This is a genomic window from uncultured Arenimonas sp. (assembly GCF_963976025.1).
Taxonomy (GTDB): Bacteria; Pseudomonadota; Gammaproteobacteria; order Xanthomonadales; family Xanthomonadaceae; genus Arenimonas.
Genome location: NZ_CAXBJS010000099.1, coordinates 1 through 10,313 on the forward strand (window position 1 = coordinate 1; position 10,313 = coordinate 10,313).

13 protein-coding genes are annotated in these 10,313 nt (G+C 68.9%); 9 read left to right on the forward strand and 4 right to left on the reverse strand.

Translation table 11 applies throughout. From position 1 onward, the window contains the following. Window positions 1-1,271 (reverse strand): tRNA (N6-isopentenyl adenosine(37)-C2)-methylthiotransferase MiaB (gene miaB / locus AACZ35_RS08965; protein ID WP_339828324.1); only part of this gene is annotated, 1,271 nt, incomplete at its 3' end. Window positions 1,272-1,366: 95 nt separating this feature from the next. On the opposite strand from miaB, the gene AACZ35_RS08970 reads away from it, so the two are divergent. From AACZ35_RS08970 to AACZ35_RS08995, 6 genes are all read left to right on the forward strand, one after another. Beyond that, a complete protein-coding gene (locus AACZ35_RS08970) occupies window positions 1,367-2,233 on the forward strand; it encodes a lytic transglycosylase domain-containing protein (RefSeq protein ID WP_339828325.1) in 867 nt (288 codons plus the stop codon). Between the two features lie 146 nt (window positions 2,234-2,379). Then, window positions 2,380-2,985, forward strand: coding sequence for a ubiquinol-cytochrome c reductase iron-sulfur subunit (gene petA, locus AACZ35_RS08975; RefSeq protein WP_339828326.1), 606 nt, complete (start codon window positions 2,380-2,382; stop codon window positions 2,983-2,985). Further along, the gene (locus AACZ35_RS08980) at window positions 2,986-4,233 is read left to right on the forward strand and encodes a cytochrome bc complex cytochrome b subunit (protein ID WP_339828327.1); all 1,248 of its coding nucleotides are present in this window, start codon (window positions 2,986-2,988) and stop codon (window positions 4,231-4,233) included. After that, on the forward strand, window positions 4,226-4,963 hold the full coding sequence (locus tag AACZ35_RS08985; RefSeq protein ID WP_339828328.1) for a cytochrome c1: 738 nt from the start codon (window positions 4,226-4,228) through the stop codon (window positions 4,961-4,963). Before AACZ35_RS08980 ends, AACZ35_RS08985 begins: the two co-directional genes overlap by 8 nt. Before the next feature lie 149 nt (window positions 4,964-5,112). Continuing rightward, window positions 5,113-5,748, forward strand: coding sequence for a glutathione S-transferase N-terminal domain-containing protein (locus AACZ35_RS08990; protein ID WP_188660551.1), 636 nt, complete (start codon window positions 5,113-5,115; stop codon window positions 5,746-5,748). Then, window positions 5,745-6,173 carry a ClpXP protease specificity-enhancing factor gene (locus AACZ35_RS08995; protein WP_339828330.1) on the forward strand — a complete coding sequence of 143 codons (429 nt, stop codon included), beginning with the start codon at window positions 5,745-5,747 and terminating at the stop codon, window positions 6,171-6,173. Before AACZ35_RS08990 ends, AACZ35_RS08995 begins: the two co-directional genes overlap by 4 nt. Here the strand turns inward: AACZ35_RS08995 and AACZ35_RS09000 are convergent. Then, window positions 6,166-6,492, reverse strand: coding sequence for a DUF3301 domain-containing protein (locus tag AACZ35_RS09000; RefSeq protein WP_339828331.1), 327 nt, complete (start codon window positions 6,490-6,492; stop codon window positions 6,166-6,168). The two genes, AACZ35_RS08995 and AACZ35_RS09000, sit on opposite strands and share 8 nt — an antisense overlap. A 124-nt stretch (window positions 6,493-6,616) precedes the next feature. On the opposite strand from AACZ35_RS09000, the gene AACZ35_RS09005 reads away from it, so the two are divergent. After that, window positions 6,617-7,423, forward strand: a complete 807-nt coding sequence (locus tag AACZ35_RS09005) for an FHA domain-containing protein (RefSeq protein ID WP_339828332.1) — start codon at window positions 6,617-6,619, stop codon at window positions 7,421-7,423. A 1-nt stretch (window position 7,424) separates the two neighbouring features. On the opposite strand, the gene nadC is transcribed toward AACZ35_RS09005, so the two are convergent. Together nadC and AACZ35_RS09015 are read right to left on the reverse strand one after the other, a co-directional pair. After that, window positions 7,425-8,279 carry a carboxylating nicotinate-nucleotide diphosphorylase gene (gene nadC, locus AACZ35_RS09010; RefSeq protein WP_339828334.1) on the reverse strand — a complete coding sequence of 285 codons (855 nt, stop codon included), beginning with the start codon at window positions 8,277-8,279 and terminating at the stop codon, window positions 7,425-7,427. 1 nt (window position 8,280) lies between these two features. Then, a complete protein-coding gene (locus tag AACZ35_RS09015) occupies window positions 8,281-8,547 on the reverse strand; it encodes a Trm112 family protein (RefSeq protein ID WP_339828335.1) in 267 nt (88 codons plus the stop codon). Window positions 8,548-8,608: 61 nt separating this feature from the next. Here AACZ35_RS09015 and purE point away from each other — a divergent pair, with 61 nt between their 5' ends. Together purE and AACZ35_RS09025 are read left to right on the forward strand one after the other, a co-directional pair. After that, the gene (gene purE, locus AACZ35_RS09020) at window positions 8,609-9,115 is read left to right on the forward strand and encodes a 5-(carboxyamino)imidazole ribonucleotide mutase (protein ID WP_339828337.1); all 507 of its coding nucleotides are present in this window, start codon (window positions 8,609-8,611) and stop codon (window positions 9,113-9,115) included. After that, complete coding sequence (locus AACZ35_RS09025; RefSeq protein WP_339828338.1) at window positions 9,112-10,263, forward strand: 5-(carboxyamino)imidazole ribonucleotide synthase; 1,152 nt, start codon at window positions 9,112-9,114, stop codon at window positions 10,261-10,263. Before purE ends, AACZ35_RS09025 begins: the two co-directional genes overlap by 4 nt. Window positions 10,264-10,313: the final 50 nt, after the last annotated feature.

Genomic DNA, 10,313 nt, shown 5'->3' on the forward strand with positions numbered 1-10,313 from the left:
ACCAGGCGCTTGCCGCCGGCGAAGTTCACGTTGCGCATGTTTTCGGTCTTGCCGGTCAGTTCGTCCGGATCCTTGGCGCTGGGGCCCTCGACCAGCACGCGCTGCACCGTGCCCACCATGGCTTCGGCGTAGCGCCGGGCGTTGTCGTTGATGGCGGCCTGCAGGCGCTGCAGGCGGGCGCTGGCGACATCGGCGGGCACCTCGTCGTGCAGGTTGGCCGCGGGCGTGCCCGGCCGGCGCGAATAGGCGAAGGAAAAACTCTGGTCGAAGCCGATGTCGTCGATGAGCTTCATCGTCGCCTCGAAGTCGCGATCGCTCTCGCCCGGGAAACCGACGATGAAGTCGGAGCTGATCGTGATGCCGGGGCAGGCCTCGCGCAGCCGGCGGATCTTCGCCTTGTACTCAAGCGCCGTATGGCCACGTTTCATAGCCGCCAGGATGCGGTCCGAGCCCGACTGCACCGGCAGGTGCAGGAAGGACGCCAGCTGCGGCACGTCGCGGTGCGCCTCGATCAGCGCGTCGGTGAACTCGACCGGGTGCGAGGTGGTGTAGCGGATGCGGCCGACGCCTTCGATCTGGGCGATGGCCCGGACCAGCAGCGCCAGGTCGGCCTGGTCGCCATCGACGGTGGCGCCGCGGTAGGCGTTGACGTTCTGGCCCAGCAGGTGGATCTCGCGCACGCCCTGGGCGGCCAGCTGGGCGCATTCAAGCAGCACGTCGTCGAAGGGCCGGCTGACCTCTTCGCCGCGGGTGTAGGGCACCACGCAGAACGAGCAGTACTTGGAGCAGCCCTCGATGATCGAGACGAAGGCGGTCGGCCCTTCCGCGCGCGGCTCGGGCAAACGGTCGAACTTCTCGATCTCGGGGAAGCTGATGTCCACCTGGGCCCGGCCCTGGGCGCGGCGCGCGTCGATCATGGCCGGCAGGCGGTGCAGGGTTTGCGGGCCGAACACCAGGTCCACGTAGGGCGCGCGCTTGAGGATGGCGTCGCCCTCCTGGCTGGCGACGCAGCCGCCGACCCCGATCAGCACCGGTTTGTCCTTCTTGAGGTGTTTCCACCGTCCAAGCTGGGAGAAGACCTTTTCCTGGGCCTTTTCGCGGATCGAGCAGGTATTGACCAGGATGACGTCGGCCTCGGCCTCGTCACTGGTGAGTTCCAGGCCGTGTTCGGCGGCAAGCACGTCGGCCATGCGGGCCGAGTCGTACTCGTTCATCTGGCAACCGTGGGTTTTTATGTAGAGCTTGCCTTTGGCAGGCGAAGTTCCGGGCATGGCGGCGGTTAATCCGTTCCGGAGGGGGGCGCCATTGTAGCCCCTGGCGCCAAAACCCTTGGCATTTGCCCCGGCAAGGAGTAAACCTCGCGGCCATGGATCCCCGACGCCCCCTGCTGGCCTGCCTGCTGCTGCTGATCGCCGCCCCGGCGACGGCGGGCACGCTGTACCGGTGCACCGGCGCGGACGGCGTGCCCAACTACACGGGCAAGAAGATCGCCGGCTCCAGCTGCAAGGCCGTTTCCACCTATACCGCGGCCGACGCCCGGCCCCGGGCGCCGGCGCCTTCGGCGACCGGCGGCGGTGGTTCGGGCGGCAAGCCGGGCGCCGCCGTGCGCTTCCAGACCGCCTCGGCCGGCCAGGCGCTGGCGCCGGCCGCCGCCGGGTCCGGGGCGCGGGTCACCCGCGGCGCGGTCTACAAGTACGAACGCGACGGCGTGGTGCACTACACCAACGTGCCCCAGCCGGGCACCGGCGCCCAGATGTTGTTCAGCTACGTCGAGACCTGCTACGCCTGCGGCCTGCTGCCGGGCGTGGACTTCAGCAACGTGCGCCTGAACCTGGACGCCTACTCGGACGAGGTGAAGGCCGCCGCCCAGGAGTTCGGGGTGGAAGAAGCCGTGGTCCGGGCGATCATCCATGCCGAATCGGCCTTCCGGCCCAATGCGGTCTCGCATGCCGGCGCCCAGGGCCTGATGCAGCTGATCCCGGCCACGGCCAGCCGCTTCGGCGTCACCGACGTGTTCCAGCCCGAGCAGAACATCCGCGGCGGCGTGCAGTACCTGGCCTGGCTGCTCAAGCGCTACGACGGCGACCTGACCCTGGCCGCGGCGGGTTACAACGCCGGTGAAGGCGCGGTCGACCGCCACGGCGGCGTGCCGCCCTATGACGAAACCCAGCGCTACGTGCAGCGCGTGGGCCAGCTGGCCGACCGCTACCGCGGCGCCCTTTCGGGCAACTGAGGCCCCCGGGCCGGGGCCTGTCCCGGCCCTCGCGCATCCGGCGTTGTCGCTCTCGCGCCCCGTCCGCTACAATTGCGCGTCTTTGCCGGCCCCGAGTGGGCAGGTCGCCGTTTTTCAGCCACTTAGCAAACGTTTCGGAGAGCCGGATGGCTAACCAAGGGGTCAACACGGGGCGTCGCCGCTTCCTGACTGCCAGCACCGCCGTTGTCGGCGCGGTGGGCGTCGGGTTCGCCGCGGTGCCGTTCATCAGTTCCTGGAAGCCCAGCGCCCGGGCCCAGACGGCCGGCGCCCCGGTCGAGGTCGATATCAGCAAGATCGAGCTCGAGCCCGGCATGCGCATGATCGTTCAGTGGCGCGGCCAGCCGGTCTGGATCTTCAAGCGCACGCCCGCCCAGCTCGCGGCGCTGCCGTCGCTCGACGACCAGCTGCGCGACCCGGATTCGGAAAACGCCGACCAGACCCCGGCCTTCGCCAAGAACCCGGCCCGCTCGATCAAGCCCGAAGTGGCGGTCATCGTCGGCATCTGCACCCACCTGGGCTGCTCGCCCAGCTACGTGCCGGAACTGCAGCCGCAGCCCTTCGACAGCGAATGGCAGGGCGGCTTCTACTGCCCCTGCCACAACTCGCGCTTCGACCTGGCCGGCCGCGTCTTCCAGGGCGTGCCGGCGCCGTCGAACCTCAAGGTGCCGCCTTATTATTTCATCGACGAAAACCGCATCATGGTTGGCGTCGCCCCCGGGGAGGCTGCGTAAATGGCCAGCAAGTTCTCACGCGGCATCGACGGGGTGGTCACCTGGTTCAACGACCGCACCCCGGGCCTGGTGCCGGCGTACAAGAAGCACATGTCGGAGTACTACGCTCCGAAAAACTTCAACCTCTGGTACTACTTCGGCTCGCTGGCCATGCTGGTGCTGGTCAACCAGATCGTCACCGGCATCTTCCTGACGATGCACTACAAGCCGTCCGCCACCGAGGCCTTTGCTTCGGTCGAGTACATCATGCGCGACGTCGAGTGGGGCTGGCTCATCCGCTACATGCACTCCACGGGCGCTTCGCTGTTCTTCGTGGTGGTGTACCTGCACATGTTCCGCGGCCTCATCTACGGTTCGTACCAGAAGCCGCGCGAACTGGTCTGGGTGCTGGGCGTGGTCATCTTCCTGGTACTCATGGCCGAAGCCTTCATGGGCTACGTGCTGCCCTGGGGCCAGATGTCCTACTGGGGCGCGCAGGTCATCATCAACCTGTTCGGCACCATTCCCTTCATCGGCCCCGAGCTGACCGAATGGATCCGCGGTGACTACCTGGTCGCCGACGCCACGCTCAACCGCTTCTTCGCCCTGCACGTGATCGCGCTGCCGCTGGTGCTGCTGCTGCTGGTCGTGCTGCACCTGGGCGCGCTGCACGAGGTTGGCTCGAACAACCCCGATGGCGTGGACATCAAGAAGGTCAAGGACCCGGCCACCGGCAAGCCCAGGGACGGCATCGCCTTCCACCCGTATTACACGGTCAAGGACCTGTTCGGCGCCGGTTTCTTCCTGGTGCTGTTCGCGTTCATCGTGTTCTTCGCGCCGACGATGGGCGGCTGGTTCCTGGAGTGGGACAACTTCATCGAGGCCAACCCGATGGTCACCCCGGCGCACATCAAGCCGGTGTGGTACTTCACCCCGTTCTACGCGATGCTGCGCGCCATTCCGCATCCGCTGTTCGGCGTGATCGTCATGGGCGGCGCCACCATGATCCTGTTCGCGCTGCCCTGGCTGGACCGCTGCAAGGTGCGCTCCATCCGCTACCGCCCGATGCTGCACAAGGTGCTGATCACGCTGTTCTGCATCAGCTTCGTGGTGCTGGGCTGGCTGGGCGCGCAGTCGGGTTCGAACCTGCAGAAGCTGGTGGCCCAGATCCTGACCGCCTACTACTTCGCCTTCTTCATCCTCATGCCTTTCTGGTCCGCCATGGGCCAGACCAAGGCCGTTCCCGAGCGGGTGCCTTCGCATGACTAAGCTGCGCTGTTTCGCCTTCCTGCTGGTCCTGCTGCCGGCGCTTGGCCTGGCCGCCGGTCCGGGCCCGGCCCTGGAGCATTCGGGCACCGACCTGAGCGACAAGGCGTCGCTGCAGCGCGGCGCCGGCCTGTTCATGAACTACTGCGCGGGCTGCCACGCGCTGTCGATGCACCGCTACTCGCGCATCGCCAGCGACCTGGACCTTCCTCCGGAGCTCGTCGAGCAGTACCTGGTGCCGCCGCAGGCCGCCATCGGCGAGACCATCCGCACCGGCATCAATGTCGGGGACGCCCAGGCCTGGTTCGGTGCCACCGCGCCCGACCTCAGCCTGATCTCCCGCGCCCGCCTGGGCGGCCCGGACTACATCTACAGCTACCTCAAGGGCTTCTACATCGACGAAGCCCGCCCGATGGGCTGGAACAACACCGTGTTCCCGGGTGCCTCGATGCCCAACGTGCTCTGGGAACTGCAGGGCATCCAGCGTCCGGTCTACGACCAGGGCCATGACGGCGCCTCGCACCTGAGCAAGCTCGAGCTGGCCACGCCCGGCCGCCAGAGCCCGGAAGAGTTCGACCGCACCGCCCGCGACATCAGCGCCTTCCTGCAGTACGTGGCCGAGCCGGCGGCCCTCAAGCGCGAGTCGATTGGCGTCTGGGTCATCCTGTTTCTGGCCTTCTTCACCTTCATCGCTTACCTGCTGAAGCTGGAATACTGGCGCGACGTCCACTGATTCCCAACAGAATCAGTAACTTGGGGCCGCCATTTGGCGGCCCTTCGTTTTTCCGGAACCCCGGCTTGCGGGAAAGCCGGCATTTCGGGCAGGGTTAAGGCTTCCGATGACCGCCGGCAGGGGCTGGCGGCACCCTGGGGGATCCCTTGATGGCTGCCAGTCCGCGCATTCGCAACGCCCTGACGCTGTTTTCCGCCCGCGATTGCGTCGTCTGCCACCGGGTCCGGCTGGTCCTGGCGGCCAAAGGCGTCAGTTACGACCTGATTCCGGTCGATCCGACCAACCCGCCCGAAGACCTGGTGGACCTCAATCCCTACCATTCCGTGCCCACCCTGGTGGACCGCGACCTGGTGCTGTACGCGGCTTCGGTGGTGTCTGAATACCTGGACGAGCGTTACCCGCACCCGCCGCTGATGCCGGTCGACCCGCTGTCGCGCGCCCGCCTGCGCCTGGCCATGCTGCGCCTGGAACACGACTGGGTGCCGCACGTGCAGGCCGTGCAGCACGGCACCAAGGCCCAGGCCGACGCCGGCCGCAAGCGCCTGAAGGAACTGCTCATCGCCTCTCTGCCCCTGTTCAAGGCCTCCAAGTTCTTCCTGAACCCGGAAATGAGCCTGGCCGACTGCGCCATCGCCCCGATCGTCTGGCGCCTGCCGTCCCTGGGCGTGCAGCTGCCCAAGGAGGCCAAGGTCATCGAGGACTACGGCAACCGCATCTTCCGCAACCCGGCCTACCTGCGCAGCCTGACCCCGGAAGAAAGGGCGCTGCGCGATATCCCGCAATGACCCAGGCACCCCGGATGGGATCCAACCGCCCCTACCTGCTGCGGGCGCTCAACGAGTGGATCAACGACAACGGCATGACGCCCTACCTGCTGGTGGACGCCACGCGCGACGACGTGCAGGTGCCGCTGGGCACGGTGAAGGACGGCAAGGTGGTGCTCAACATCGCCCCGCGCGCCGTTGCCCAGCTGCTGATCGACAACCAGGGTGTCAGCTTCATGGCGCGTTTTGGCGGCGTCAGCCAGTCGGTGTACGTGCCGGTGGGCGCGGTGCTGGCGATCTACGCCCAGGAAACCGGCCAGGGCATGATGCTGCCCGACGATGGAGCCGACGTCGGCGGCGGGGACGAATCACCCGACGAGCCGCCTACGGGTCCGGACGTCGGGGGCGAGCCGCCACGGCGCAGCCACCTTCGCGTGGTCAAGTAGTCCCGGCGTCTTGCGACGGCGGCACGGGCCCGGCCAATGCCTTCAGCCTGCGTCCGTGCAGCACGATGCGGCCGGCGTGTCGGTCTTCGCCGCCGGTGGAATACTCGAAGCCGTAATGGCGCTCCAGGCCCAGCCAGCCGTCCGGCCCGCGGCGCGGGCGGATGGCCAGCAGGTGCACGCTCTGGTCCAGCCACTGAACCCCCGCGCGTGCACAAGCCCGCTGTCCGATGACAGTGGCAGTTTCCGCGGCCGCGCGTCCGGAATACCAGAAAACGACCACGGCCATGGCGAATATCGAGACGAGCAGGGTGCCTAGCATCCGCGAAGTGTGGGGGCGGCCAGGCCCCGCCACAAGTCGCCCCCTCCCCGGGTCGTGAAGACGTGGCTAAGATAGGCCCGGACCCCGGCCCGGCCGGCGCACGGCGATTCGCAGGAGAGCGAAGATGAAACTGGTGTTTCCCAATGGCGAACATCCGCAGGTGCTGCTCAGCCACGGCGTCAACCGTATCGGTTCGGCGGGCGAGGGCGCGGTGGTGCTGCAGGCCGAGGGCGTGGTGGGCCATCACTGCGAAATCCACGTCACCACCACGGGTGCCAACCTGCAGGTGCCCAGCGACGGCGGGCCGGTCAGCGTCAACGGCAAGCCGGTGGCGGACATCATGGCCCTGCGTGCCGGCGACATGATCGGCATCGGTCCGGTGCAGGCACGTTTCGCCATCGTCGAAGCGGCGCGCTCCGCACCCGCGGCGGCGGGCGGTGCCGCAGCCAGGGAAGACGACGACAACGGCGCCACGCGCGTGCGCATGGCGGTGCCCAAGTTCGTGCTGCGCGGCGTTTCCGGCGCGGTCTTTGGCAAGGTTTATCCGGTCACCGGTCCGGTGGTCATCGGCCGCGCGGCCGAGGCCGACATTTCCGTGGCGGCCGAGGAAATCTCGCGCCGGCATGCGCTGGTCAAGCCCACGCCCGACGGCCTGCAGGTCGAAGACCTGGGTTCTTCCAACGGCACTTTCATCAACGGCAAGCGTGTGCAGCAGGGTTTCCTGAAGCCGGGTGACGAACTGCGCCTGGACTCGGTGCGCCTGATCCTGGTGGCGCCGGGCATGGAGATGGCCCAGCAGGCCACCCGCGTCGCGCCGGCCGAGGCAAAAACCCCGGCGGCCGCGTCGGCGGGCATGAGCAAGTGGGTGCCGATCATGCTGACGGCGGCGGCGCTGGTGGTGATCGTCGCGCTGTTCCTCAGCCGCGGCTGAGTCAGCGGGGCGGCGGCCCCAGCCGCAGCGAAAGATCCAGCGCCTGCACGTGTTTGGTCAGCGCCCCGATCGACACGTAGTCGACGCCCGTGGCCGCGATGGCCGGCAGGCGTTCGAGCGTGACGCCGCCCGACACTTCCAGCGGAATGCGGCCGGCGGCGCGGCGCACGGCCTCGCGCAGGTCGTCTTCGCTGAATTCATCGACCAGGATGCGGTCGCAGCCGGCGGCCAGGGCCTGGTCGAGTTCGTCCAGGGTTTCCACTTCCACGATCAGCGGCAAGGTCGGGTGCAGTGCACGCGAGGCCGCCACGGCCGCGGCGATCGAGCCGGCGGCGTGGATGTGGTTTTCCTTCAGCATCACCGCGTCGTACAGGCCCATGCGGTGGTTGAGCCCGCCGCCGGCGCGCACGGCGTATTTCTGCGCCTGGCGCAGGCCGGGCAGCGTCTTGCGGGTGTCGAGCACGCGGGTCCGGCTGCCAGCCAGCGCAGCCACGTACTGGGCGGTGCGCGAGGCAGTGGCCGACAGCGTCTGCAGGAAGTTCAGCGCCGGGCGTTCGGCGCTGACCAGGGCCCGGCTGCGGCCGCGCAGCACGACCAGCACCGTGCCGGCTTCGACTGCCTGGCCTTCGGACACGCGCCAGTCGATCTGCATTGCCGGATCGAGCGCCAGGAAACAGGCGTCGAACCAGGGCCGGCCGGCGATGACGCCGGCTTCCTTGGCGATGACGTAGGCCTGGTCCTGGTCGTCGGGCAGCAGCTGCGCGGTGGCGTCGCCGCTGCCCAGGTCTTCAGCCAGGGCGCGCGCGACGTCTCCGGCCACCACGTCGGCGGGCGGGGCGGAAACGGGCGTGGCCATGTCAGCGCGGGAAACCGTCGACCTGGTCGGTGGCCAGGGCCTCGTCGGCCAGCAGCACCGGGATGCCGTCGTCCACGCGATAGGCGGTGCGGCGGTCGCGGGTGACCAGGCCTTCGGCCAGGACCTCGGCCTGCGGGCTGCCGTCGGCGCGGGTGACGCCGCCGGCGGCAATGGCGCGATTGATCGCCTCCAGTTCGGCGCTGCCCAGCAGGGCCAGGGGCTGCTTGCTGGTCGGGCAGCACAGGATGTCGAGCAATTTGCGGTCCATGGGGCCGGTGTCCGGACGGTGGGCAAGGGTCTAGAATAGCCTTTTGCCGAAGTGGGCCGCCATGAACCAAGCCGCCAACAACCCGCTGGTCGGGGTCATCATGGGCTCCCGGTCCGACTGGGAGACCATGCAGCACGCCGTGGCCCGCCTCGAAAAACTGGGCGTGGCGCACGAAGTGCGCGTGGTTTCCGCGCACCGCACGCCCGACCTGCTGACCGAATACGCCAAGGCCGCCGAAGGCCGCGGCCTGCGCGCCATCATCGCCGGTGCCGGCGGCGCCGCCCACCTGCCCGGCATGGTCGCCGCGATGACGCCGGTGCCGGTGCTGGGCGTACCGGTGCAAAGCAAGGCGCTGAACGGCCTCGATTCACTGCTGTCCATCGTGCAGATGCCGGCGGGCATCCCGGTGGCGACCTTCGCCATCGGTGTCGCCGGCGCCGCCAACGCCGGTCTGTTCGCCGCCGCGCTGGTGGCCCAGCACGACAAGGGCGTGCGCGAGGCCCTGGCGCGCTTCCGCGCCGACCAGACCCGCGACGTGCTCGAACACGCGGACCCGCGCCAGCCGTGACCACCGTCGGAATCCTCGGCGGCGGGCAGCTGGCCCGCATGATGGCCCTGGCCGGCGCACCGCTGGGCCTGCGCTTCCTGGTGCTCGACGCCACGCCCGACGCCTGCGCCGGCCAGTTCGCGCCGATGCTGCAGGCCGACTACCGCGACCAGGCCGGCCTGGCCGAGTTCGCCGAACGCGTGGACGTGGCCACCTTCGACTTCGAGAACGTGCCCGCCGAAAGCGCGCGCTGGCTGGCCGAACGCGTGCCGGTGTTCCCGAACCCGCGCGCCCTGGCCGTGGCCCAGGACCGGCTGGCTGAAAAAACCCTGTTCCGCGAGCTGGGCATCCCGGTGCCGGAGTTCGCCACCGTCGACAGTCGCGCCGAACTCGACGCCGCGCTGGCCACGGTCGGCACGCCCTGCATCCTCAAGACCCGCCGGCTGGGTTATGACGGCAAGGGCCAGTTCCGCATCAAGTCGCCGGCCGATGCCGACGCGGCCTGGCAGGCGCTGGGCGCGCAGGCGGACAGCGTCGGCCTGATCCTCGAGGGGTTCGTGGCTTTCCAGCGCGAGCTGTCGGTGGTGGCGGTACGCGGCCGCGACGGCGAGCTGCGCGCCTGGCCGCTGACCGAGAACTGGCACGACCACGGCATCCTTTCCGCCAGCCTGGCGCCGGCCAATGCCGATCCGGCGCTGGAGGCCCAGGCCCTGGACGCGGCCCGCCGCGTCGCCGAGGCGCTGGACTACGTGGGCGTGTTCGCGCTGGAGCTTTTCCTCAAGGACGGCGTGCTGGTGGCGAACGAAATGGCGCCGCGCGTGCACAACTCCGGGCACTGGACGATCGAGGGCGCGGAAACCTCGCAGTTCCAGAACCACCTGCGGGCGGTGCTGGGCCTGCCGCTGGGCAGCACGCGGGCGGTGGGCCATGCGGTGATGCTGAACTGGATCGGCGAAATGCCCGACGCGGCGCCGGTGCTGGCCGAACCCTGCGGCCACTGGCACGACTACGGAAAGTCGCCGCGCGAAGGCCCCAAGGTCGGCCACGCCACGCTGCGTGCCGACAGCCCTGCCGAACTGTCGGATGCACTCGAACGTGTTGGCCGCGCGCTGGCCCGCGAAACCCAGGTTTCCCCGGTTATCTCGCGATTGCGCGAATCCAAGCTGTAGGAGCGCCTTCAGGCGCGAATCTTCTGCCCTTGGCCTTTGGCCAAGCAAAG

Coding starts and splice junctions, on each gene's coding strand:
- AACZ35_RS08995 (WP_339828330.1), top strand. CDS start 5,745: ATGACCCAGGCACCCCGGATGGGATCCAACCGCCCCTACCTGCTGCGG.
- nadC (WP_339828334.1), bottom strand. CDS start 8,279: ATGGCCACGCCCGTTTCCGCCCCGCCCGCCGACGTGGTGGCCGGAGAC.
- purE (WP_339828337.1), top strand. CDS start 8,609: ATGAACCAAGCCGCCAACAACCCGCTGGTCGGGGTCATCATGGGCTCC.
- AACZ35_RS09000 (WP_339828331.1), bottom strand. CDS start 6,492: ATGCTAGGCACCCTGCTCGTCTCGATATTCGCCATGGCCGTGGTCGTT.
- AACZ35_RS09005 (WP_339828332.1), top strand. CDS start 6,617: ATGAAACTGGTGTTTCCCAATGGCGAACATCCGCAGGTGCTGCTCAGC.
- AACZ35_RS08990 (WP_188660551.1), top strand. CDS start 5,113: ATGGCTGCCAGTCCGCGCATTCGCAACGCCCTGACGCTGTTTTCCGCC.
- AACZ35_RS08970 (WP_339828325.1), top strand. CDS start 1,367: ATGGATCCCCGACGCCCCCTGCTGGCCTGCCTGCTGCTGCTGATCGCC.
- AACZ35_RS08980 (WP_339828327.1), top strand. CDS start 2,986: ATGGCCAGCAAGTTCTCACGCGGCATCGACGGGGTGGTCACCTGGTTC.
- AACZ35_RS08985 (WP_339828328.1), top strand. CDS start 4,226: ATGACTAAGCTGCGCTGTTTCGCCTTCCTGCTGGTCCTGCTGCCGGCG.
- petA (WP_339828326.1), top strand. CDS start 2,380: ATGGCTAACCAAGGGGTCAACACGGGGCGTCGCCGCTTCCTGACTGCC.
- AACZ35_RS09015 (WP_339828335.1), bottom strand. CDS start 8,547: ATGGACCGCAAATTGCTCGACATCCTGTGCTGCCCGACCAGCAAGCAG.